The organism is Kineococcus sp. NPDC059986 (assembly GCF_040702905.1).
Lineage (GTDB): Bacteria > Actinomycetota > Actinomycetes > Actinomycetales > Kineococcaceae > Kineococcus.
The window spans coordinates 86,518-109,028 of the sequence record NZ_JBFBND010000001.1; the positions used below are offsets into that span (position 1 = coordinate 86,518).

Consider the following 22,511-nt stretch of genomic DNA (forward strand, 5'->3'; position numbering starts at 1 on the left):
GGGGGGTTTCCTCTCGGTGCTGCGGGGGTGCTGCGGGGTGTCGGTCAGGCGGTCGCGGGGGTGGTGGTGGCGGGGGCCGGTTCCACGACCTCGCCGTCGGTGGTGCGACTCGTCCCCACCTCGCGCAGCAGGCCCGTGCGGCCGGCGACGACGTAGAGGACGAAGGCGATGACGAGGGAGTTCACCGAACCGAGGCCGACGTGCACGAAGTACCCGAACAGCGAGGCCACGGCCCACACGAGGAGCGTCGCGGGGACCCACGTCGGGGAGCTCTCCGGCACGGCGTCGGCGTCGGCGCGCGAGGACTCCAGGACCCCGCGCCACTTCTTCACGACGAAGTACTCGGCGACCATGATCCCGGCGATGGGCGGGAAGACGACGCCCAGGACGATGAGGAACCCGGTGAGCTGGCCGAGGATGCCGAAGGCGGCGAGCAGGCTGCCGACGACGCCGATGACGGCGGTGGTGACGGCCCGGTTGACGCGGCGGCCGGTGACGGTGCCGATGAAGTTCACGACGCCGAGGCCGGAGGAGTAGAGGTTCCAGTCGTTGATCTTCACGGTGCCGAGCAGGACGACGAGGACGGCGACCCAGCCCACGGAGGACGTGAGGATCGTCGTGATCTCGCTCGAGCCGACGGCGTGCGCGAGCAGCACCCCGGACATCCCGATGACGTACTCCCCCAGCGTGAAGCCGACGACGGTCTGCTTGACGACGTCCGCGCTGGTCCGGTTGAAGCGCGTCATGTCGGGGGTGATGACGGCGCCGACGATGAACCCGCCGGCCACGAGCGTGGTCCCGGTGGCCAGGCTGATGGGTTCCCCCGGCGGCGGGGTGGACATGAGCGCGCCGACGTCGCTCTTGGACAGCTCGGCGATGATCGCCCAGCCGACGAGGACGAGGAACGCCGGGACCGTGACGTACGCGGTCCAGGCCATCGACCCGAACCCGAAGATGCAGATGGCGGTCACGACGAGGCCGAAGAGGATCGACCAGCCCCACGCGGGCAGGCCGCCGAGGCTGCTGGCCAGCCCCTGGGCGGAGACGGCGGACTGGATGCCGAACCAGCCGATGAGGCTGATGCCGATGGCCAGGCCGATGAGGGCGGAGCCGCCGCGGCCGAAGCCGAGCCAGCGCGCCACCATCGAGGTGGACATGCCTTCGCGGGCGCCGATGATGCCGACGAAGATCGAGACGACCTCGAGGATGACGGCGCCGAAGGTGAAGGCCCAGAACGCGGTCCAGAAGCTCATGCCGAACCCGAGCGTGGCGCCGAGGAGGAACTGGCTGAGGGCCGAGACCTGGCCGAAGCGCTGGATGGCGACCGACCACCACGTGTACCGGGCGGTCTGGGGCACGCGACCGAGCGCGTGGTCGTCGGCGGTGTGTCCTGCTGCACCTGACATGGGGGGCTCCCGAGGTCCGGAGGGGCGGGGAGGGCGGGTTGGGAGGGACGCTAGGCGCGTCGCCCCCGGGCCGTCACGGGGCGGACGGCCCAGGTGGAGCCGCCGGGGTGTGCGCATCGCACACCCCGACGGCGGGCGGGATCAGACCCGTTCCCCCACGGCGGCGTCCGTGGCCTCGAAGGAGACCGAGCGTCCCGCGCGGTGCAGGAACAGCAGCACGACGCCGCCGACGGCGAGCCACACGAGACCGCCGACCTTGGCGTGCACGTCGGCGTTCCACAGCACGTACCCGATGATCGCGAACCCGACGAGCGGCACGACGAGGTGGACGCCGTAGGTCTTCTGCCGCCGCTTCAGCAGGTGGTGCGAGACGACCGAGACGTGCAGGAGCAGGAACGACGTCAGCGCCCCGAAGTTGCAGAGCGAGGCGAGCAGGTTGATCTGCCCGACGAAGAACAGACCGAGGACGAGGCTGAGCCCGGCCACGAGCAGGATGGCGCGCTGCGGCACCTGCCGGACGGGGTCGACGCGACGCAGGAACTGGGGCAGCTGGCGGTCGCGGGCCATCGAGAACAGCAGCCGGGACGTGGCGGCCTGGGCCACCAGGGAGTTCGCGATGGCCGCCCCCACGGCGACGGAGATCGCGATGACGACCTGCAGCCACGGGCCCGCGATGGTCCGGGCGATGTCGTAGAAGGCGTTGTTCGAGGCGTCCGCGTCCGGGAACGCCGTGATCCCGGGGACCAGCAGCGAGGCGAGCCACGTCTGGAGCACGAAGAGGAACGCGACGACGACGAGGGCGAGCAGGGTGGCCCGGCCCACGACGCGGTTCCCACCCGTCGTCTCCTCCGACATGGTGGAGATCGCGTCGAACCCCAGGAACGACAGCACCGCGACGCTGAGCGCCGTGAACACCAACGGGGTGGAGAACTCCGCGGGGTTGTAGAAGGGCAACGTCGACCAGTGCGCCCCGCCCACCCCGCGGGAGATCGCCGACACGGCGAGGACGACGAACACCACGAGGACGGCGAGCTGCGCCACGAGGAACACCATGTTGGCGCGGTTCGTCGTCTCGACGCCGCGCAGGTTCACGACGGTGTTGAGCAGGACGAACCCGACGATCCAGACCTGCTGCGGGACGCCGGGGACGACCGAGGCCATGGCGTTGGCGCCGATGACGTAGAGCAGCGTCGGGACGAGCAGGTAGTCGAGCAGGATCGCCCAGCCGGCGAGGAACCCGACCGGCGGGGCGATGCCGCGGCCGGCGTAGGCGTAGACCGACCCGGCGACGGGGAACGCGCGGGACATCTGCTGGTAGCTGACGGCCGTGAACACCATGGCCACGAACCCGATGAGGTACGTCAGCGGCACCATGCCGTGGGAGGCGTCGAACACCCCACCGAAGATCGAGAACGGCGCGATCGGGACCATGAAGACCATGCCGTAGACGACGAGGTGGCGCAGCTTCAGCCCGCGCTTGAGCTCCTGCGCGTAGCCGAACTCGGACAGCTCGGCCGCACCGGACGGTGTGCTCATCGGACGACTCCTGCGGGGAGGGGGGCGCCGGCCAGGAAGGCGTCGACGACGTCGAGGTACAGCTGCGGTTCCTCGACGTGGGGCATGTGGCTGGACTCCTCGAACCGGACCCAGGTGGCCCCCGGGACGCGCTCGACGTACGGGGCGACGCACTCGTCGGTCGCCTCGTCGTACCGGCCGTTGAGGACGAGGGTGCGGGCCTGCACCCGCGGCAGCCGGTCCTCGATCGTCCAGCCGGTGTTGGTGCCGGTGACGTGGAACTCCGTGGGGCCGTTCATGGTGTGGTAGACGGTCGGGTCCTCGTCGATCCAGGCGAACGTCCGCGCCACGTCCGCGGGCATCGGCTGCACGCGGCAGACGTGCCGGGCGTAGAACTGCGCGGTCGCGGCCTGGTAGTCGGGGTGGTCGAGAGTGCCGTCGGCCTCGTGGAGGTCCAGGGCGGTGCGGACGTCGGCGGGCAGGTCGGCGCGCAGGGCCAGGGCGGCGCGGGACCAGGTGTCCATCGAGGCCGGCGAGTTCGCGATGACGAGGGAGCGCAGCCCGGCCGGTCGCAGGACGGCGTGCTCGGCCGCGAGCATGCCGCCCCAGGACTGTCCGAGGAGGTCGTACTCGTCGGCGATGCCGAGCCCGGCCAGGACGGAGTCCAGCTGCGCGAGGAAGAGCTGCGGGGTCCAGGACGCGGGGTCGGCGTCGGGCAGGTGCGTCGAGCGGCCGTTGCCGAGCTGGTCGTAGTGGACGACGGGGATCCCGCGCTCGGCGAGGTCCGCGAGCGCCAGCAGGTAGTCCATGGTGCAGCCGGGGCCGCCGTGCAGGACGACGAGCGGGCGGCGGGTGGCAGCGCGGAGGTCGCCGGTGACGCGGACGGCGGTCGAGTGCTCACCGAACGGGAGCGTGAGCTCGCGCACGGGGGCAGAGCTGGTCGTGGAGGGCATGGCGACGAGCGTGCCGACTGAATGGTCAATGGACAAGACCATTAACCAGAACGTAACGCGAGGCGAGCCTGCGATGATCGGCCCATGCCGAGCGACCGAGGAGGACCCGTCCTCGCCCCGGCCCGGCCGCGCACGAGCGTCGAGGCCGTCGTCGACCGCCTCATCACCGCCATCGCGGTCCGCGACTTCGCCCCCGGGGAACGGCTGCCCGCCCAGCGCGAGCTCGCGGAACTGCTCGGCGTCAGCCGTCCCACCCTGCGCGCCGCCCTCGACGAGCTGACCCGCGCCGGCTTCGTCGCCACGAGCCGGGGCCGCGCGGGCGGCACCTGGGTGCTGGAGGGCAGCGACGAGCGGACCGCCGGGGCCGTCGCACGGACGCTGCGGCCGAGCTGGTCCGAGCTCGAGGAGTCCTTCGACCTGCGCCGCCTCGTCGAGGCGACCATCGCCCGCACGGCCGCGCAGCGGCACACCGCCCACGACGCCGAGCGGCTGCGCGCGGCCCTGGCCGCCTACGTCGACGCCGCGGGCGACCCCGACACCTCCCGGCGCACCGACGCGGCCCTGCACGACGCCGTGTGCGCCGCCGCGCACAACTCGCAGCTCGCCCGGCTCAGCCGCGAGCTGCTCGCCCGCGTGAACCTCGGCCTCGTCTGGGAACCGTTCACGCGCGCCGACTACGAGCGCGCGCTCCCCGAGCACGCCGCGCTCGTCGAGGCCGTCCTGGCCCGGGACGCGGAACGCGCGGGTGCCGTGGCGCACGAGCACTTCGGCATCACCGAGGACCGGATCCGGGCCGCCGTGGGCCCGTCCCCGGTCGAGGGTCCCGACGACGTGCAGGACGGGACCGGGAGCGCGACCATGCTCGCGTGAGCAGCGACGCGTCCCCGACCCCCCGCCGCAGCGGCGCCCTGACCGGCCACGGCACGTCCGACACCCTCCGGCAGGGCGTGGTCGCGGCCAGCGCCGTCCTCGGGATCGTCGGCGCCACCGTCGGCTCGGGCGCGTTCGGCGGGACGCCCATCGCCTCGGCGGCCGGGGGTGCGCTCAGCGCGGACTCCACGCTCGTCGCCCCGGGCGGGCCCGCGTTCGCGATCTGGTCCGTGATCTACACCGGGCTCGCGGGACTGGCCGTCTGGCAGGCACTCCCGGCGCAGCGCGAGGACCGGCGCCAGCGCGCGACGGGCTGGTGGACGGCGGCATCGCTCGTCCTCAACGCCGTCTGGATCGGCAGCGTGCAGCTGGGGTCGGTGTGGCTGTCCGTCGTCGTCATCACCGTGCTGCTGCTCGTGCTCGTGAAGACGTTCGGGACGCTGCTCGCCGACCGTCCCCGCACCCGCGTCGAGGCCGTCCTCGTCGACGGCAGCATCGGGCTGTACCTCGGCTGGGTCTCCATCGCGACGGTCGCGAACGTCGCCGCGGCCCTGCGCAGCAGTGGGCTGACGAGCGGGGAGACGGGCTGGGCCGTCGGTGTCCTCGCCGTGGCGAGCGGTGTCGGGGTGTTCACGGCCGTGCGCAGCCGCGGCCGCCTCGCCTACGGCGCCGGGCTGGCCTGGGGGCTGGGGTGGGTCGCGGCCGCCCGCGGCGGGGTGGAGCAGAACACCTCGACCACGGTGGCCGTGAGCGCGGGGATCGCCGCCGCGGTGGTCGCCGGGACCACCGTGGCGGCGCGCCTGCTCAGCCGCGGACGACGGCTGCGACGCGGCTGACCGCGTCCGCGACCGGCACCTGCTCGGAGTCGCCGCTGCGGCGGTCCTTGAGCTCGACGGTGCCCTCGACGAGGCCCTTGCCGACGACGAGGATCGTCGGGACGCCCACGAGTTCGGCGTCCTTGAACTTCACCCCGGGCGAGACCTTCGGGCGGTCGTCGTAGAGGACGTCGATCCCCTGCGCCACGAGCTCACCGGCGATCCGCTCGGCCTCCTCGAACACGGCCGCGTCCTTGCCGGTGGCGACGACGTGCACGTCGGCCGGCGCGAGCGCGCGCGGCCACACGAGGCCCTTCTCGTCGTGGTTGCCTTCGGCGACGCAGGCCATGGCCCGCGTGACGCCGATGCCGTACGAGCCCATCGTCACGACGATCTGCTTGCCGTTCTCGTCGAGGACCTTGAGGTCGAGCGCCTGCGCGAAGCGGCGGCCGAGGGCGAAGATGTGCGCGATCTCGATCCCGCGGGCGATCTCCAGGGGACCCGAACCGTCGGGTGCCTCGTCCCCGGCCTTGACCTCGGCGGCCTCCACGACACCGTCGGGCGTGAAGTCACGACCGGCGACGAGGTCGTAGACGTGCCGGCCCAGGGCGTCGGCGCCCGTCACCCACGCCGACCCGTCGACGACGCGGGGGTCGACGAGGTAGCGGATGCCGGAGGCGTTCTCCGCACCCAGGACCCCGGGGCCGATGTAGCCCTTGACGAGCGAGGGGTGCTTGGCGAACTCCGCCGCCTCGAAGGGTTCCACCTCGGCCGGCGAGACGGCCGCCTCGAGGCGCTTGAGGTCGACCTCGCGGTCCCCGGGCACGCCGACGGCCAGCGGTTCGCGGGTCCCGTCCGGGTGCTTGAGGACGACGATGACGTTCTTCAGGGTGTCCGCGGCCGTCCAGGGACGGTCGGCGCGCGGGTGCTTCTCGTTGCTGACGGCGACGAGCGTGTCGATGGTCGGGGTGTCGGGGGTGTCCTCGACGTGCGCGGCGGGCAGGCCGTCGAACGGGACCGCCGGGGGCGCCAGCGTCGTGACGGCCTCGACGTTCGCGGCGTACCCACCGGGTGAGCGGACGAACGTGTCCTCCCCGATCGCGGTGGGGTGCAGGAACTCCTCGCTGCGCGAGCCGCCCATGGCGCCCGACACCGCCGAGACGATGACGAAGTCCAGGCCGAGGCGGGCGAAGATCTTGATGTACGCCTCGCGGTGCAGGTCGTAGGACTTCTCCAACCCGGCGTCGTCGACGTCGAAGCTGTACGAGTCCTTCATCGTGAACTCGCGCCCACGCAGGATGCCCGCGCGCGGACGCGCCTCGTCGCGGTACTTCGTCTGGATCTGGTAGAGCGACAGCGGCAGGTCCTTGTACGAGGAGTACAGGTCCTTGACCAGCAGCGTGAACATCTCCTCGTGCGTGGGCGCGAGGAGGTAGTCGGCGCCCTTGCGGTCGCGCAGCTTGAAGATGCCGTCGCCGTAGTCGCTCCAGCGGTTCGTCGCCTCGTACGGTTCGCGGGGCAGCAGCGCCGGGAAGTGGACCTCCTGCGCGCCCGCCGCGTCCATCTCCTCGCGGACGACGTCCTCGACCTTGCGCAGGACCCTCAGTCCCAGCGGCAGCCACGTGTAGATCCCCGGCGCGGCGCGGCGGACGTACCCGGCCCGCACGAGGAGCTTGTGGCTGGCGACCTCGGCCTCGACCGGGTCCTCCCGCAGGGTCCGCAGGAACAGCGTCGACATCCGCATCAGCACGCCCGACAGGCTACCGGCGCCCCCGGACCGTCCTCACCGCGCTCGCCCGCACCGGCCGGGGGGTTGGGGTCAGAACAGGACGGTCGCGAACGACCCGACCTCGCGGAACCCGACGCGGCGGTAGGCGGCGAGGGCGCGGGCGTTGTAGTCGTTGACGTACAACGACACCTGCTGCACGCCGTCGGCGCGGGCGGCCTCGACGACGGCGGCCATCCCGGGTTCGGACAGGCCCTCCCCGCGACGGTGCGGCGGGACCCACACGCCCTGCACCTGCACGACCTTCGGCGAGACGGCGCCGAGCTCGGCCTTGAAGACGACCTCGGGACCGGAGCGGCCGGCGTCGATCCGCACGAAGGACCGGCCGGTGGAGACGAGCTCGGCGATGCGGGCGCGGTAGGCGCCACCGCCGTCCGGCGGGGCGGGCGCATAGCCGATCTCCTCGGTGAACATCGCGACGCAGGCGGGGACGACGAGGTCGAGCTCACGCAGCGTCGCGCGCCGCACGGCGGGGTCGGGACGCACGGACGGTTCGGTGTCGCACACCATGAGCGGCTGGTGGGCGCGCACCTCGCGCGCGCCCCGCCAGGTCGGCTCCAGCCGGCGCCACAGCGCGAGCACCTGCTCGGCGGGACCGACGAGGGAGGAGCAGCGACGGCCTTCGGCACGGGCCGTGGCGGCGAACGCGTCGAGGGCCGCGGGCGTCGCCTCGACGGGGACGAGGTTGGCGCCCGCCCAGCACGCCGAGACGAGCACACCGTCCTCGAACCAGCCCCACACCTGACCGCCGAGGTCGGTGCCGGGACGGGCGAGCAGCCCCAGCAGGCGGGCCGAGACGAAGAGGTTCGCGACGGGATCGCGGTCGCACAGCCGCAACAGGGCCGGGGCGTCGGCGCCGCCGAGCACGCGCAGGGTCCCCGACGCGGCGGAGCCGGGAGCGGCCGAGTTCATCAGGGACACTCCCGCATCCTGCCCGCTCCGACCGTCCCGGTCGAGGCGGACACCCCGGAGCGTCCCGTCAGCCGACCGTCACGGTCGGCGCGCCCGCGGTGCTGTCGTCCTCTGGCTCGCCCATCTCGGCGGCCAGGCGGTTGGCCTCCTCGATGAGCGTCTCGACGATCGCGTGCTCGGGGACGGTCTTGATGACCTCGCCCTTGACGAAGATCTGGCCCTTGCCGTTGCCGCTGGCGACACCGAGGTCGGCCTCGCGGGCCTCCCCCGGACCGTTGACGACGCAGCCCATGACCGCGACGCGCAGCGGGACGGTCAGACCCTCCAGGCCCTCGGTGACGGCGTCGGCGAGGGAGTAGACGTCGACCTGCGCGCGCCCGCAGGACGGGCAGGACACGATCTCCAGCTTGCGCGGACGCAGGTTGAGCGACTGCAGGATCTGGATGCCGACCTTGACCTCCTCGACCGGTGGCGCGGACAGCGACACGCGGATGGTGTCGCCGATGCCCTTGCTCAGCAGCGCGCCGAACGCGGTCGCGGACTTGATCGTCCCCTGGAACGCCGGTCCGGCCTCGGTGACGCCGAGGTGCAACGGCCAGTCGCCGCGCTCGGCGAGGAGCTCGTAGGCGCGGACCATGATGACGGGGTCGTTGTGCTTGACCGAGATCTTGAAGTCGTGGAAGTCGTGCTCCTCGAAGAGCGAGGCCTCCCAGACGGCCGACTCGACGAGGGCCTCCGGCGTCGCCTTCCCGTACTTCTCCAGCAGGCGCGGGTCGAGGGAGCCCGCGTTGACGCCGATGCGGATCGAGACGCCCGCGTCCTTGGCCGCCTGGGCGATGTCCTTGACCTGGTCGTCGAACTTGCGGATGTTGCCGGGGTTCACGCGCACCGCACCGCAGCCGGCCTCGATGGCCGCGAAGACGTACTTCGGCTGGAAGTGGATGTCGGCGATGACCGGGATCTGCGACTTCTTCGCGATGATCGGCAGCGCCTCGGCGTCGTCGTTCGTCGGGCACGCCACGCGGACGATGTCGCAGCCGGACGCGGTCAGCTCGGCGATCTGCTGCAGCGTGGCGTTGATGTTCGTCGTCGGCGTGGTGGTCATCGACTGCACCGACACGGGCGAGTCGCTGCCGACCCCGACCTTGCCGACCTGGATCTGCCGGGTCTTGCGACGCGGGGACAGGACGGGCGGGGGGAGGGCGGGGAGACCGAGGCTGACGCTCACGGGCCTCAGTATCAACCCGTACCGCGGCGAGGACGAATCCAGCCTCCCCTCCCCCTCGGGACCCTCACTGGTTCAGCGTCACCGGTCGCACGATGTCCGCGTACAGCAGCAGGACGCTCATCCCCACGAGCAGGATCGAGACGCCGTAGGCCACCGGCATCGCCTTCGCGACGTCGACCGGTCCGGGGTCCGGACGCCGCCGCAGCCGGTAGATCCCCTTCTTGAGGAGCTCCCACAGGCCCCCGGCGATGTGGCCGCCGTCGAAGGGCAGCAACGGGATGAGGTTGAAGACGAAGAGCGCGACGTTGAGCCCGGCGAGCAGCGAGACGAGGCGCGACGTCCGCTCGGCGACCTCGTCGCCGGGGATGACGGCGGGCAGCGCGTTGATCTCCCCGGCGAGCCGGCCGATGCCGACGACGCCGATGGGACCGTTCGGGTCGCGCGGGGCGGACCCGAACGCCGCCTGGGCCACGTCGTACAACCGCTGCGGCAGCCGCACGACGATGGCGGCGACGCCCTCGATCTGCTGCCCGACGACGCCCGGCACCTCGTCGAGGCCGATCCGCACGACGGCGATGGACGGGGAGACCCCGAGGAAGCCGACCTCCTCGGTGCGGCCCGTCGGGCGGCCGGTGGCGCTGAGCACCTCGCGCTGGGTGCTGACGGGGGTGACCGTGAGCGGTACCCGCTGACCGTCGCGCAGGACGACGAGCTCGACGGCGCGGCCGCCGTGGTGGCGGATGGCGGCCGACAGCTGGTCCCAGCTCTGCACGGGGGTCCCGTCGAACTCCACGACCTCGTCGCCCGGGCGCAGGCCCGCGGCGGCCCCGGGGGCGGCGGGATCCCCGGCCGAGCACGTCGTGGCCGTGCTGCCCGCGGGCAGCACGCACTGCGAGACCGCCGACAGGCGCGGGACGTAGCCGGGCTGGCCGATGGCGCTGGCGGCGATCGCCGTCAGCACGAGCGCGAGCAGGAGGTTGACGAAGGGGCCGCCGAACATCACGACGATGCGCTGCCAGACGGGTTTGGCGGTGAAGGTGCGGTGCTCCTCCCCCGGCTGCACCTCGACGAAGCTGGCCTGCCGGGCCTCCTCAGCCATGAGCGCCCAGCGACCCGTCGTCGAGGCCCGGACCTTCCCGTCCGGACCGGGCGGGAACATCCCGATCATGCGGATGTAGCCGCCGAGCGGGATCGCCTTGACCCCGTACTCGGTCTCCCCGCGGCGGCGGGAGAACACCGTCGGGCCGAAACCGACCATGTACTGGGTGACCTTGATGCCGAACCGCTTGGCGGGCAGCAGGTGACCGACCTCGTGCAGCGCGATGGAGACCGCGACGCCGACGGCCGCGGCGAGGATGCCGACGACCCAGAGCAGGACCTCGTTCACCGTCCGGCCAGCCCGGTCAGCTCGCGGGCCCGGGCGCGGGCCCAGTCCTCGGCGGCCAGGACGTCCTCGACGTCGCGGGGCTCCCCCGACGGTTCGTGCTCGCCCACGACCCGGGCGAGGGTGTCGACGATCCCGAGGAACGGCAGCCGGCCGGCGTGGAAGGCGGCGACGCACTCCTCGTTGGCCGCGTTGAACACGGCGGGGACGGTGGCGCCGCGACGGCCGGCCTCGCGGGCGAGGTCGAGGGCCGGGAAGGCCTGCGCGTCGACGGGTTCGAAGGTCCAGCTCGCGGCCTGCGTCCAGTCGACGCCGGCGGCCGCGCCCGGCACCCGGTCCGGCCAGGACAACCCGAGGGCGATGGGCAGCCGCATGTCCGGCGGGGAGCACTGCGCCAGGGTCGAGCCGTCGGTGAACTCCACCATCGAGTGCACGACCGACTGCGGGTGGACGACGACGTCGATGCGGTCGTAGCCGATGCCGAAGAGCAGGGAGGCCTCGATGACCTCCAGCCCCTTGTTGACGAGGGTGGCGGAGTTCGTCGTGACGACCGGCCCCATCGACCAGGTGGGGTGCGCCAGGGCCTGCTCGGGCGTGACGTCCGCGAGCTCGGCGCGCGTGCGGCCGCGGAACGGGCCACCGCTGGCGGTGAGGACGAGGCGGGCGACCTCCTGCTCGGTCCCGCCGCGCAGGCACTGCGCGAGGGCGGAGTGCTCGGAGTCGACGGGCACGACCTGCCCCGGCGCCGCCGCCCGCGTCACGAGGGGGCCGCCGGCGACGAGGGACTCCTTGTTGGCCAGCGCCAGCGTCCGGCCCGCCGCGAGCGCGGCGAGCGTCGGGCGCAGGCCCACCGATCCCGTCATGCCGTTGAGCACGACGTCGCAGGGGTGGGCGGCGACCTCGGTGGCGGCGTCCGGCCCGGCGACGACCCGGGGCAGCGGCCGCCCGGCGGCCTGGGCGCGCAGCGCGTCCTCCAGGGGTCCGCGGGCGTCCTCGCGGGCCACCCCGACGAGCGCGACCCCGTGGTCGAGGGCCTGGCGCGCGAGGGTCGCGACGTCGGCGCCACCCGCGGCGAGCGCGACGATCCGGAAGCCGGGGCCCCCCGCGTCGGCCGCCCCCTCGGCCGCCCGCACGACGTCGAGCGCCTGGGTGCCGATCGAGCCGGTGCTGCCCAGCAGGACCACCTCGCGGACGGTGCCACCCGGGCTCTCGGTGGGGGTCGCGGCGTGACGGGGCGGGCGGACGGAACTCACGCGCCCATCATGGCCTGACGACGCGACCCGCCACGCGCCGTGACGGGCACGCTGCAGCGGATCTGCACGGGATCGGCAAGGATGACCCCGGCAGCACGACCACTCGGGAGGGACACCCGCCATGCGCACGCACCTCACGCGGAGGCTCATCGCCGCGTCCTCGGCCGTCGTCGTCACCCTCGGTGGCGCGGCGACCTTCGCCGCGACGACGGCCACCGCCGCCCCCTCGGGGTCGACCGGGGCGGGCGCGGGGGTGTCCCTGCTCTCCAGGGTCGACGCGGCCGGCCAGCAGGCCGCCCTCGCCTACTGGACGCCCGAGCGGCTCGCGCAGGCCGTCCCGGTCGACCGCGTCGTCACCGGCCGCGGCGCCGGCGCTCCCGGCACGGCCGCGACGCTGGGCACCCCGGCCCCCGCGGCACCGTCCGCCCCGGCGGCGCAGCCCCGCTCGACCTCGGCCACGACCGGTGACGCCCCCGTGCTGCCCCGGGGGCCGCGCGCCACCGCGGGCGTGGTGACGGGCGACGCCGTCAGCACCGCCCGGAACTGGACCGGCCCGGCCCTGCCGACCGTCGGCCGTCTCTACTTCACGCAGGGCGCCGGCCAGTTCGAGTGCACCGCGAGCAGCGTCGACAGCCCCAAGGGCAACGTCATCGCCACGGCCGGCCACTGCGTGACCGAGGGCGGGCTGGACTCCAAGAACCTCGTCTTCGTCCCCGGCCTGGCCGGGACGAGCCAACCGCAGGGCCAGTTCGCCGTGGGCCAGACGTTCACGACGACGCAGTGGCGCACGGGCGACCAGCAGTCGGCGGCGGCGCTGAACTACGACGTCGGTTTCGCCCTCGTCTCCCCCCGGGCGGGCAAGTCGCTCAAGGACACCGTGGGCGCCTACCCCATCGCGTTCGACAGCCCGCTCTCGCGCGTCACGGTCCTCGGCTACCCGGGCCGCAGCCGCACCGCCGACGGGTTCACGCTGCAGTTCTGCACGGGCACGGAGTTCACCGACAACGGCGCCGGCGGGACCAGCGACGTCGCCACCCTGTGCGACCTCGGCGGGGGTTCCAGCGGCGGTCCGTGGCTGCGCGACGTCGACCCCGCCACGGGCAGCGGGACGCTGACGTCCGTCGTGAGCTTCAGCTACGACGACAACGCCTCGGTGCTCTACGGGCCGAGGTTCGGCAGCGTCGTCCGCGACGTCTACACGCGGGCCGCGAACGCCTGACCGCCTCTCCCGCACATTCTCCCGCACATCGACACGACGAGGGCCCCGCCGGAACTCCGGCGGGGCCCTCGTCGTGTCGCCGCGTCAGAGCGGGAAGTTCACGTACTTCGTCTCGAGGTACTCCTCGATGCCCTCCAGGCCGCCCTCGCGGCCGAAACCGCTGGCCTTGACGCCGCCGAACGGGGCGGCGGCGTTGGACACGACGCCGGCGTTGAGGCCGACCATGCCCGTCTCCAGCGCCTCGGCCACCCGCATCCCCCGCTCCAGGCCCTGGGTGAAGGCGTAGGCGATGAGCCCGTACTCGGTGTCGTTGGCGAGGGCGATCCCCTCCTCCTCGGTGTCGAAGACCACGACGGGCGCGACGGGCCCGAACGTCTCCTCGGTGAGCAGCCGTGCGTCGGCCGGGACGTCGACGACGACGGTCGGGGCGTAGAAGTACCCCGCGTCGCCGACGGGACCGCCGCCGGTGAGCACCCGGGCGCCGCCGTCGACGGCCTCGGTGACGCGCTGGGCGACGTCGTCGCGGGCGCGGGCGTCGATGAGGGGACCGACCTGGGCGCCGTCCTCGGTGCCGCGGCCCACGACGAGCGAGCCCATGCGCTCGGCGAACCGGCGGGAGAACTCCTCGGCGACGCCGCGCTGGACGTAGAACCGGTTCGCGGCGGTGCACGCCTCGCCCTGGTTGCGCATCTTGGCGGCCATCGCGCCGTCGACGGCCTTGTCCAGGTCGGCGTCGTCGAAGACGAGGAACGGCGCGTTGCCGCCGAGTTCCATCGAGATGCGCAGCAGCTGCTCCGCGGACTGCTCGACGAGCTTCTTGCCGACGGGGGTCGAGCCCGTGAACGTCAGCTTGCGCAGCCGCGGGTCGGCGATGAGCGGGGCCGTGACCTTGCCCGTGGTGGAGGTGGTCACGACGTTGACGACGCCGTCGGGCACCCCGGCCTCGGCGAGGACCTGCGCCAGCAGGAGGGTCGTGAGCGGCGTCTGCGTCGCGGGTTTCACGACGATGGTGCAGCCCGCCGCGAGCGCCGGCGCGATCTTGCGCGTGCCCATCGCGAGGGGGAAGTTCCACGGCAGGATCGCCAGGACGGGGCCGACGGGCTGCTTCAGGGTCAGCAGGCGGGACCCGCCGGCGGGGTTCTGCGCGTAGCGACCGGCGATGCGGGGAGCCTCCTCGGAGAACCAGCGGAAGAACTCGTTCCCGTAGGCGACCTCGCCCCGGGCCTCGGCCAGGGGTTTGCCCATCTCCAGGGTCATCAAAAGGGCGAAGTCCTCGGCCCGCGCGGCGATGAGGTCGAACGCCCGGCGCAGGACCTCCCCGCGCTGCCGGGTCGGCGTGCGCGCCCACGCGGCCTGCGCGGCGACGGCCGCGTCGAGCGCGGCCGCCCCGTCCTCGACCGTGCCGTCGGCGATCTCGACGAGGGTGCGGCCCGTGGCCGGGTCCTCGACGGCGATGCGGCCGCCGCCGCTCGCCTCCCGCCAGGTGCCGCCGATGAACAGGCCGGTGGGGACGCGGGCGAGCAGTTCCCGCTCGCGGGCGCTCGTCGTGGTGGGTGCCGTCGTGGGTTCCGTGGTGCTGGTCATGCGGGCCGTCCTCTCGGGGTGGTCGGGCGCGGGTCGGCGCGGGTCAGCTGGCGGCGAAGACGCCGTCGAGGACGTCGAAGGCCTGCTCCAGCAGGTCGTCGCCGATGCTCAGCGGCGGCAGGAACCGCAGGACGTTCCCGTCGGTGCCGCAGGTCAGGACGATGACGCCGCGCTGGGCGGCCTCCGTGGCGACCTTCTTGGCCAGGGCCGCGTCCGGTTCGGTCGTGCCGGGGCGGACGAGCTCGACGGCGACCATGGCGCCACGGCCGCGGACGTCCCCGACGCGCGGGTCGCGGGCGGCGAGGGCGCGCAGCCGGCGGAACAGGACGTCCTCGACCTGCCGGGCGCGGGCGAGCAGGTCCTCGTCCTCGACGGTGCGCAGGACGGCGAGCGCCGCGGCGGTGGCCAGCGGGTTCCCGCCGTACGTGCCGCCGAGGCCGCCGGTGACGGGGGCGTCGACGATCTCGGCGCGGCCGGTGACGGCGGACAGCGGCAGCCCGCCGGCGACGCCCTTGGCGATGGTGACGAGGTCGGGTTCGATCCCCTCCAGCGCGCTGGCGAACCACGCCCCGGTGCGCGCCACACCGGTCTGCACCTCGTCGGCGACGAAGACGACGCCGTTCTCCTTGGCCCAGGCCGCGATGGCGGGCAGGAACCCGGGCGCGGGGACGATGAAGCCGCCCTCGCCCTGGACGGGTTCGACGACGATGGCCGCGAGGTTGGCGGCGCCGACCTGCTTCTCGATGAGGGAGATGGCGCGTGCGGCGGCGGTCGGCCCGTCGAGGCCGTCGCGGAACGGGTAGCTCAGCGGCGCGCGGTACACCTCGGGCGCGAAGGGACCGAACCCGTTCTTGTACGGCATGTTCTTGGCCGTCATGGCCATCGTGAGGTTCGTGCGGCCGTGGTAGGCGTGGTCGAAGACGACGACGGCCTGGCGACCGGTGTGGGCGCGGGCGATCTTGACGGCGTTCTCGACGGCCTCGGCGCCGGAGGTGAAGAACGCGCTCTTCTTGGCGAAGTCGCCGGGGGTCAGCTCGGCGAGGCGCTCGGCGAGCTCCACGTACGAGTCGTAGGGGGTGATCATGAAGCAGGTGTGGGTGAACCGGGCGACCTGCTCGGTGACGGCCGCGACGACGGCCGGCGCGGCGTTGCCGACCGTGGTGACGGCGATGCCGGACCCGAGGTCGGCGAAGGAGTTGCCGTCGACGTCGACGACGACGCCACCGCCGGCGGCCTGGGCGAAGAACGGCATCGAGGAGCCCACGGCGGCCGAGACGGCCGCGGTCCGGCGGGCGGCCAGCTCGCGCGAGCGGGGGCCGGGCACCTCGGTGACGAGGCGGATCTCCTGCGGCAGCGCGGGACCTCCCTGCGGGGTGGTCGCGGCGGCCGTCTCCTGCGGGCTGAGCCCAGGCGTGAGCGTCGTCATGGCTCGACGGTAGGCCTCCGCGGGCCCGACGTCAGTGTCGGGCCTGCACATCTGCGCCGGCGTCGGGGGGTGCAGACCGGACAGCTCGGGGGGCACCATGGCGCCGTGGTGCTGCTCGCGGACCTGCTCTCGACCGCCTCCCTCGACCTGCGGCTCGTCGGGGGCGACCCGGACGTCCCCGTGCGCTGGGTGGCCACCAGCGAGCTCGACGACCCGACCCCCTTCCTCGAGGGCGGGGAGCTGCTGCTGACGACGGGGCTGCGCACACCCCGCGACGGGTGGGCCCGCTGGGTGGGACGGCTCGTCGAGGTCGGTGCGGCGGGTGTCGGGTTCGGGGTGGGGCTCTCGCACCGGACCGTGCCGCGCACCCTCGTCGCCGCGGCCTCGGCGGCCGGTCTCGCCGTCGTCGAGGTGCCCGTGCCGACACCGTTCATCGCGGTCTCCCGCCGCCTGGCCGACCTGCTGCGACGCAGCGAGAACGAGGCCGAGGCCGCGGCCGCGCGCGCCGGCCGCGACCTCGCCGCCGCGGCCGCGGGTCCGGACGGCGCGCTCGCGGTGCTGCGCCGCACGGCGCGGGCCGTGCACGGGTCGGCGTGGTGGCTCGACGCGGCGGGGTCCGTGCTGGCGGCCACCTCCTCGCAGGCGCCGCCGCAGGCCGCCCTCGAGGGGCTGCGGCGGGTGCGGGACCAGGGCGCCCGGGCGGCCTGGACGGAGGTGACGGCGGCGGGGACGCTCACCCTGCGGGCCAGCGGGAGCACGCGGTGGCTGCTCGTCGCGGGCGGTGCCGACGTCCCGCGCGCCGCCCAGGGCACCGTCGGCACGGCCGCCGCCCTCCTGGAGCTCCTGACGGCGGGCCCGGGGCTGGGCGCCGCCGCCCTGGCCCGCGCGGTGACGGCCGAGGTCGTCGACCTCCTCCTGGATGGTCGTGGCGACGTCGCCGGGCGGCTGGCGACGGCGGTCGGGCTGCGGCTGCCCGACCCGGTCGTCGTCGTGCGCTGGAGCGGTCCGGTGCCCCCCGACCTGCCGAGCGGGGAGCGGCACGCGCTCGGCTCCCCCGACGCGGTGGCCGCCGCGCTGCGCGGTTACGGCGGCCGGGCCGGGGTCGCCCGTCCCGTCCCGCTGGCCCAGGCCTCCCGGCGGGCGGCGGACACGGCCTGGGCCCGCACGAGCGCGCAGCGGCCGGTCGTCCACGCCGACGGCTCGACGCTCGCGGACCGCCTCGACCCGGCCGGGCTCGACGCGTGGGCCGCGGCCCGCCTGGCCGGGCTGGACGACGCCCTGCGGGCCACCCTGGAGGTCTTCCTCGCCCACCACGGGGCGCGGCAGCCGGCGGCCGACGCCCTCGGCGTGCACCGCAACACGCTGCGGCAGCGGCTCTCCCGCGCCGAGCAGCGGCTCGGGGTGTCGCTGGAGGACCCGACGGACCGGGCGGAACTGTGGCTGGCGCTGGCCACGACCCGGGCGTCGGGGGAACCCCTGACCGCCCCACCCGGCAGACCCCCCTGACAGACTTCGCGGGTGGCCCTGGACCCCGCCGACCTGCCCGACTCCGCCCTGGAGTTCCTCAGCGAACGCCACCTGGCGACCCTCACGACGCTGCGGGCGGACGGTTCGCCGCACGTCGTCCCCGTCGGCTTCACCTTCGACGCGGGCACCCGCGAGGTGCGGGTCATCACGTCCGGCACCTCGCGCAAGGCCGTCCACGCGGCCCGCGGGTCGCGGTGCGTCGTCTCGCAGGTCGACGGCCGCCGTTGGCTGTCCCTCGAGGGCACCGGGCGCGTGCTGGAGGACCCCGCGTCGGTGCGGGACGCCGAGGAGCGCTACGCCAGCCGCTACCGCGTGCCCCGGGAGAACCCGGCCCGCGTCGTCGTGGTCTTCACCGTGGACCGGGTGCTGGGGTCCGTCCCGCCGTGGGACTGACGGGCACGGGACCGACGGGCCTGGGACTGACGGGCCCGGGACTGACGGGCGTTGCAGGGACCTGCGTCAGCGGTAGCTGACCATCAGCTCGACGACCCGGTCGAGGAAGGCGTCGACGGGCGCCTCCCGGTAGCCGCGCGTCCCGCGCCGCGGCCGGAAGAGCGCGTCGCGGACCTCGTCGGCGGTGAGGGTGGTCGAGCCCCGGAAGTGCTGCACGAGCAGCTCGCACAGGTCGTCGACGTCGCGCGGGTGATAACCGCGGCGCAGCCCGCGCGCGCGGGGGAACCGCTCACCGCGCCGCTCCTTGAGGCGGCCCGCGACGGCCTGCCCCAGGGCCGCGCGCCGGTCGGCCCAGGCCCGCTGGTCGTCCTGGGCCAGCGCGCGCGACCGCTCGCGCTGGGCGAGGGCGTCCTCGACCTCGGCCAGCAGCGCGTCGGTGTCGGCGACGTCGTACCCGCCGAACTGGGAGCCGAAGCCGACGGCGCGCACCTGCGCCGAGGCCACCCGGCCCGTGGGCAACGACGTCTCCAGGTGGTCCAGGAAGAGGTCGACGTCGGCGACCTTGTAGCCGCGGCGCAACCCGGTCGCGCGGGCCGGCCGCTCCCGGACGAGGTCGGTCAGGGGCAGGGACTGCGTGCTCACGCGGGGCTCACGCCGTCGGCTGCTCGGGGCCGATGGCCGCGAGCTGCCCGCAGGCGCCGTCGATGTCGCTGCCGCGGGTGTCGCGGACGGTCGTCGGGATGCCCCGCGCCTCCAGCGCCGCGACGAACGCCTTCTCCACCGCCGGGTCGCTCGCCGTCCACTTCGAGCCGGGCGTCGGGTTCAACGGGATCGGGTTGACGTGCACCCAGCCGCGGCCGCGGGCGTTGAGCAGCTTGCCGAGGCGGTCCGCGCGCCAGGCCTGGTCGTTGATGTCGCGGATGAGCGCGTACTCGATGCTCACGCGGCGGCCGGTCGCCTCGAAGTAGCGGCGGGCCGCGTCCAGCGCCTCCGCCACGTTCCAGCGCTGGTTGATCGGCACGAGGTCGTTGCGCAGTTCGTCGTCGGGGGCGTGCAGGCTCAGCGCCAGCGTCGCCGCGATGCCCTCGGCCGCGAACTTGTCGATCGCCGGGACGAGTCCGACCGTCGACATCGTGATCCCGCGCGCGGAGATGCCGAGGCCGTCGGGGGCGGGCTGGGTCAGCCGGCGCACGGCGGCGACGGCGGACTTGTAGTTGGCCAGCGCCTCCCCCATGCCCATGAAGACGACGTTGCCGACGCGCCCCTCGCCACCGGGGACCTCGCCGCGGGCCAGGGCGCGCGAGGCGGCCGTGACCTGCTCGACGATCTCGGCTGTCGACAGGTTGCGCGTCAACCCGGCCTGACCGGTGGCGCAGAACGGGCAGTTCATCCCGCAGCCGGCCTGGCTGGAGATGCAGAGGGTGTCGCGGTTCTTGTAGCGCATGAGCACCGACTCCACGAGGGCGCCGTCGTGCAGGCGGTACAGCGTCTTGACGGTCGTGCCCTGGTCGGCCGTGAGGGTGCGCAGCGGCGTCAGGAGCGTCGGCAGCAGCGCGTCGGCGATGCGGGACCGGCTGGCCGCCGGCAGGTCCGTCATCTTCTCCGGGTCGTCCTCGAGGCGCTCGAACCACTGCGTGGCGAGCTGCTTGCCGCGGAAGGCCTTCTCCCCCAGCTCGACCATCGCCGGGCCGCGCTCGGCCGGTTCGAGGTCGACGAAGTGGCGCGGCGGCTTGCCCCGGCGCGGGGCGGACATGACGAGCTTGCCCGGGCCGGCGGGAGCGAGCGGGAGCGGCTCACGGGTCGGCTGGGCGGGGTTCGTCGCGGCGTCCGAGGACGTGGGGGTGGGAGTGGACATCGGCTCCATGGTACGGCGCTGCCGTCAGGGCCCGAGGAACCACAGGAGGAGCAGGTGCACGACGGGCGCCGCGGGCAGGATCGAGTCGAGCCGGTCCATCACGCCCCCGTGCCCGGGCAGCAGCGTCCCCATGTCCTTGATGCCCAGGTCGCGCTTGAGCATGGACTCCGACAGGTCCCCGCCGATGGCGACGACCACCGTCACGGCACCCAGCAGGACGCCCTGCCACCACGAGGCGCCCAGGGCGAGCGGCAGGGCGACCGCGCCGGCGACCATGCCGACGAGGAGCGACCCGGCCGAGCCCTCCCACGACTTCTTGGGGCTGACCGAGGGCGCCATGGGGTGCCGGCCGAAGAGGACGCCCGCCGCGTAGCCGCCCACGTCGCTGGCGACGACGAGCAGGACGAAGACGAGGACGCGCCACGGGCCGTCGCTCGCCGCGAGCATGAGCATCGCGAAGCCGGCCAGCAACGGGCCGTACGTGACGACGAAGACCCCGCCGGCGACGTCGCGGACGGGCGGGACCCGCACGGGTGAGCCGTGGTCGCCCCCGTCGTCGACGAGGCGGTAGACGACGACCGCCGCCACGGTGAGCGCGTAGGCCGCGAAGAGCGTCTCCCCACCACCGAGGTAGGCGCCCGGCACCATCGCCAGGGTGCCCACCACGGGCGGCAGGACGGCGATGCGCAGGTGCCGGGACCGGAAGGCCCGGACCATCTCCACCGTCGCGTACAGGATGGCGGCGCAGGCGAGGACCACGAAGGCCTCGCGGCGCACGAAGAGGCTGGCGACCAGCACACCCCCCATCGCCACGCCCATGCCGATGGCGGCGGGGAGGTTGCGGCCCGCCCGCCGCGGCGGGCGGGTGGGGGACGTCGTGTCACTGGTCACCGGCAGGGCTCAGACCGCGAGGAGTTCGGCTTCCTTGTTCTTCAGCAGGTCGTCGACGGCGTCGACGTGCTTCTTCGTCACCGACTCCAGCTCCTTCTCCGCGCGCCCGACCTCGTCCTCGCCGGCCTCGCCGTCCTTGACGATGCGGTCCAGCTCCTCCTTGGCGCGGCGACGGACGTTGCGCAGCGAGACACGCGCGTCCTCGGCCTTGGAGCGGGCCAGCTTGATGTAGTCCTTGCGCCGTTCCTCGGTGAGCTGCGGCAGCACGATGCGGATGACGTTGCCGTCGTTGCCCGGGTTCACCCCGAGGTCGGAGTTGCGCAGCGCCTTCTCGATCTCGCTCATGGCCCCGCGGTCGAACGGCGTGATGAGGACGGAGCGCGCCTCGGGGATCTGGAAGCTCGCCAGCTGCTGCAGCGGCGTCGGCGCCCCGTAGTAGTCGACCATGACCTTGTGGAACATCGCGGCGTTGGCCCGCCCCGTGCGGATGGCGCCGAAGTCCTCCTTGGCGACCTCGACCGCCTTTTCCATCTTCTCCTCGGCCTCGAGGAGGGTGTCGTCGATCACGGTGGTCCCTTCGTCCTTCGTCCCGGCGCGTGCCGCGCCCCCGCAGTCCCGCAGCGTGCGGACGGGCCCGAGAGCCTCAGTCCGCGATCACCTGCGTGCCGATCCTCTCACCCCGCAGGGCGCGGGCCACGCCCTGGCCCTCCATGCCGAACACGATCATCGGCAGCCGGTTGTCCATGCACAGGCTGAAGGCGGTCGTGTCGACGACGCGCAGGTTCTTCTGCAGCGCCTCGGCGTAGCTGATCGTCTCGATCTTGGTGGCGGAGGGGTCCTTGCGCGGGTCGCCCGTGTAGACGCCGTCGACACCGTTCTTGGCCATGAGGACGGCGTCGGCGCGGACCTCCAGCGCCCGCTGCGCGGCGACGGTGTCGGTCGAGAAGTACGGCATGCCGGCGCCGGCGCCGAAGATGACGACGCGGCCCTTCTCCATGTGCCGGATGGCGCGCCGGGGGATGTACGGCTCGGCGACCTGGCCCATCGTGATGGCGGTCTGGACGCGCGTGGCGACGTCCTGCTGCTCGAGGAAGTCCTGCAGCGCCAGCGCGTTCATGACCGTGCCCAGCATGCCCATGTAGTCGGCGCGGCTGCGCTCCATGCCCCGCTGGGACAGCTCGGCACCGCGGAAGAAGTTGCCGCCGCCGACGACGATGGCGACCTGCACGCCCTGCTTGACGGGACCGGCGATCTCGCGGGCCACCTGCGCGATGACGTCCGGGTCGACGCCGACCTGGCCGTTGCCGAAGAACTCACCGGAGAGCTTGAGCAGCACCCGCTGGTACGCGGGGCGCGGCTGCACCGTCCCGGCCTCGAGGTCGACGGTCAGGCTCGGCTCGCTCACGCGGTGGCTCCTCGGGTGGTCGTGCGGGATCTGGGCAGGTCTGGACGGCTGAGGTCGGACGCAGTCTGCCCCAGTCGGGTGCCGGAGGT

General features: G+C 73.8%; 20 protein-coding genes. 5 read left to right on the top strand and 15 right to left on the bottom strand.

Going from position 1 to position 22,511, the window contains the following annotated elements:
* Window positions 1-44: 44 nt before the first annotated feature.
* The 3 genes from AB0637_RS00395 to AB0637_RS00405 form a co-directional block, all read right to left on the bottom strand.
* Window positions 45-1,406 (bottom strand): cytosine permease, encoded by a 1,362-nt coding sequence (locus AB0637_RS00395; protein WP_366169153.1) that lies wholly within the window; start codon window positions 1,404-1,406, stop codon window positions 45-47.
* 141 nt (window positions 1,407-1,547) lie between these two features.
* Window positions 1,548-2,942 (bottom strand): APC family permease, encoded by a 1,395-nt coding sequence (locus AB0637_RS00400; RefSeq protein ID WP_366169154.1) that lies wholly within the window; start codon window positions 2,940-2,942, stop codon window positions 1,548-1,550.
* The gene (locus AB0637_RS00405; RefSeq protein ID WP_366169155.1) at window positions 2,939-3,874 is read right to left on the bottom strand and encodes a proline iminopeptidase-family hydrolase; all 936 of its coding nucleotides are present in this window, start codon (window positions 3,872-3,874) and stop codon (window positions 2,939-2,941) included. Before AB0637_RS00405 ends, AB0637_RS00400 begins: the two co-directional genes overlap by 4 nt.
* A gap of 84 nt (window positions 3,875-3,958) precedes the next feature.
* Here AB0637_RS00405 and AB0637_RS00410 point away from each other — a divergent pair, with 84 nt between their 5' ends.
* Both AB0637_RS00410 and AB0637_RS00415 read left to right on the top strand, forming a co-directional pair.
* The gene (locus AB0637_RS00410; protein ID WP_366169156.1) at window positions 3,959-4,744 is read left to right on the top strand and encodes an FCD domain-containing protein; all 786 of its coding nucleotides are present in this window, start codon (window positions 3,959-3,961) and stop codon (window positions 4,742-4,744) included.
* Complete coding sequence (locus AB0637_RS00415; RefSeq protein WP_366169157.1) at window positions 4,741-5,580, top strand: tryptophan-rich sensory protein; 840 nt, start codon at window positions 4,741-4,743, stop codon at window positions 5,578-5,580. Before AB0637_RS00410 ends, AB0637_RS00415 begins: the two co-directional genes overlap by 4 nt.
* On the opposite strand, the gene AB0637_RS00420 is transcribed toward AB0637_RS00415, so the two are convergent.
* The 5 genes from AB0637_RS00420 to dxr form a co-directional block, all read right to left on the bottom strand.
* Complete coding sequence (locus tag AB0637_RS00420; RefSeq protein ID WP_366169158.1) at window positions 5,549-7,309, bottom strand: proline--tRNA ligase; 1,761 nt, start codon at window positions 7,307-7,309, stop codon at window positions 5,549-5,551. The two genes, AB0637_RS00415 and AB0637_RS00420, sit on opposite strands and share 32 nt — an antisense overlap.
* Before the next feature lie 69 nt (window positions 7,310-7,378).
* Complete coding sequence (locus tag AB0637_RS00425; protein WP_366169469.1) at window positions 7,379-8,257, bottom strand: GNAT family N-acetyltransferase; 879 nt, start codon at window positions 8,255-8,257, stop codon at window positions 7,379-7,381.
* Between the two features lie 67 nt (window positions 8,258-8,324).
* Window positions 8,325-9,485 carry a flavodoxin-dependent (E)-4-hydroxy-3-methylbut-2-enyl-diphosphate synthase gene (gene ispG, locus AB0637_RS00430; RefSeq protein ID WP_366169159.1) on the bottom strand — a complete coding sequence of 387 codons (1,161 nt, stop codon included), beginning with the start codon at window positions 9,483-9,485 and terminating at the stop codon, window positions 8,325-8,327.
* A 64-nt stretch (window positions 9,486-9,549) separates the two neighbouring features.
* Window positions 9,550-10,872, bottom strand: a complete 1,323-nt coding sequence (locus AB0637_RS00435) for a site-2 protease family protein (protein WP_366169160.1) — start codon at window positions 10,870-10,872, stop codon at window positions 9,550-9,552.
* Entirely contained in the window at window positions 10,869-12,053 is a 1,185-nt protein-coding gene (gene dxr, locus AB0637_RS00440) for a 1-deoxy-D-xylulose-5-phosphate reductoisomerase (RefSeq protein WP_366169470.1), read from the bottom strand. Before dxr ends, AB0637_RS00435 begins: the two co-directional genes overlap by 4 nt.
* A gap of 190 nt (window positions 12,054-12,243) precedes the next feature.
* Between dxr and AB0637_RS00445 the strand changes: the two genes are divergently transcribed.
* Window positions 12,244-13,341: a hypothetical protein gene (locus AB0637_RS00445; protein ID WP_366169161.1), complete on the top strand. Its 1,098-nt coding sequence runs from the start codon at window positions 12,244-12,246 to the stop codon at window positions 13,339-13,341.
* Window positions 13,342-13,425: 84 nt separating this feature from the next.
* Here the strand turns inward: AB0637_RS00445 and AB0637_RS00450 are convergent, their stop codons facing one another.
* Together AB0637_RS00450 and gabT are read right to left on the bottom strand one after the other, a co-directional pair.
* Entirely contained in the window at window positions 13,426-14,925 is a 1,500-nt protein-coding gene (locus AB0637_RS00450) for an NAD-dependent succinate-semialdehyde dehydrogenase (RefSeq protein ID WP_366169162.1), read from the bottom strand.
* Window positions 14,926-14,968: 43 nt separating this feature from the next.
* Window positions 14,969-16,351 carry a 4-aminobutyrate--2-oxoglutarate transaminase gene (gene gabT, locus AB0637_RS00455; RefSeq protein ID WP_366169163.1) on the bottom strand — a complete coding sequence of 461 codons (1,383 nt, stop codon included), beginning with the start codon at window positions 16,349-16,351 and terminating at the stop codon, window positions 14,969-14,971.
* Window positions 16,352-16,456: 105 nt separating this feature from the next.
* On the opposite strand from gabT, the gene AB0637_RS00460 reads away from it, so the two are divergent.
* Both AB0637_RS00460 and AB0637_RS00465 read left to right on the top strand, forming a co-directional pair.
* A complete protein-coding gene (locus tag AB0637_RS00460; RefSeq protein WP_366169164.1) occupies window positions 16,457-17,857 on the top strand; it encodes a helix-turn-helix domain-containing protein in 1,401 nt (466 codons plus the stop codon).
* A gap of 12 nt (window positions 17,858-17,869) precedes the next feature.
* Complete coding sequence (locus tag AB0637_RS00465; protein WP_366169165.1) at window positions 17,870-18,271, top strand: PPOX class F420-dependent oxidoreductase; 402 nt, start codon at window positions 17,870-17,872, stop codon at window positions 18,269-18,271.
* Window positions 18,272-18,337: 66 nt separating this feature from the next.
* Here AB0637_RS00465 and AB0637_RS00470 read toward each other — a convergent pair whose 3' ends face one another.
* The 5 genes from AB0637_RS00470 to pyrH form a co-directional block, all read right to left on the bottom strand.
* On the bottom strand, window positions 18,338-18,913 hold the full coding sequence (locus AB0637_RS00470; RefSeq protein ID WP_366169166.1) for a DivIVA domain-containing protein: 576 nt from the start codon (window positions 18,911-18,913) through the stop codon (window positions 18,338-18,340).
* Window positions 18,914-18,920: 7 nt separating this feature from the next.
* On the bottom strand, window positions 18,921-20,024 hold the full coding sequence (rlmN, locus tag AB0637_RS00475) for a 23S rRNA (adenine(2503)-C(2))-methyltransferase RlmN (protein WP_366169471.1): 1,104 nt from the start codon (window positions 20,022-20,024) through the stop codon (window positions 18,921-18,923).
* Between the two features lie 126 nt (window positions 20,025-20,150).
* Window positions 20,151-21,017: a phosphatidate cytidylyltransferase gene (locus tag AB0637_RS00480; protein ID WP_366169167.1), complete on the bottom strand. Its 867-nt coding sequence runs from the start codon at window positions 21,015-21,017 to the stop codon at window positions 20,151-20,153.
* Window positions 21,018-21,026: 9 nt separating this feature from the next.
* On the bottom strand, window positions 21,027-21,584 hold the full coding sequence (gene frr / locus AB0637_RS00485; protein ID WP_366169168.1) for a ribosome recycling factor: 558 nt from the start codon (window positions 21,582-21,584) through the stop codon (window positions 21,027-21,029).
* A gap of 76 nt (window positions 21,585-21,660) precedes the next feature.
* Window positions 21,661-22,407 (bottom strand): UMP kinase, encoded by a 747-nt coding sequence (gene pyrH, locus AB0637_RS00490; protein ID WP_366169472.1) that lies wholly within the window; start codon window positions 22,405-22,407, stop codon window positions 21,661-21,663.
* Window positions 22,408-22,511 lie beyond the last annotated feature (104 nt).

Bases quoted from the DNA above. Each gene is read 5' to 3' on its own strand.
- AB0637_RS00445 (WP_366169161.1), top strand. From the start codon at position 12,244: ATGCGCACGCACCTCACGCGGAGGCTCATCGCCGCGTCCTCGGCCGTC.
- AB0637_RS00450 (WP_366169162.1), bottom strand. From the start codon at position 14,925: ATGACCAGCACCACGGAACCCACGACGGCACCCACCACGACGAGCGCC.
- rlmN (WP_366169471.1), bottom strand. From the start codon at position 20,024: ATGTCCGCCCCGCGCCGGGGCAAGCCGCCGCGCCACTTCGTCGACCTC.
- AB0637_RS00405 (WP_366169155.1), bottom strand. From the start codon at position 3,874: ATGCCCTCCACGACCAGCTCTGCCCCCGTGCGCGAGCTCACGCTCCCG.
- AB0637_RS00395 (WP_366169153.1), bottom strand. From the start codon at position 1,406: ATGTCAGGTGCAGCAGGACACACCGCCGACGACCACGCGCTCGGTCGC.
- AB0637_RS00410 (WP_366169156.1), top strand. From the start codon at position 3,959: ATGCCGAGCGACCGAGGAGGACCCGTCCTCGCCCCGGCCCGGCCGCGC.
- AB0637_RS00425 (WP_366169469.1), bottom strand. From the start codon at position 8,257: ATGAACTCGGCCGCTCCCGGCTCCGCCGCGTCGGGGACCCTGCGCGTG.
- AB0637_RS00400 (WP_366169154.1), bottom strand. From the start codon at position 2,942: ATGAGCACACCGTCCGGTGCGGCCGAGCTGTCCGAGTTCGGCTACGCG.
- gabT (WP_366169163.1), bottom strand. From the start codon at position 16,351: ATGACGACGCTCACGCCTGGGCTCAGCCCGCAGGAGACGGCCGCCGCG.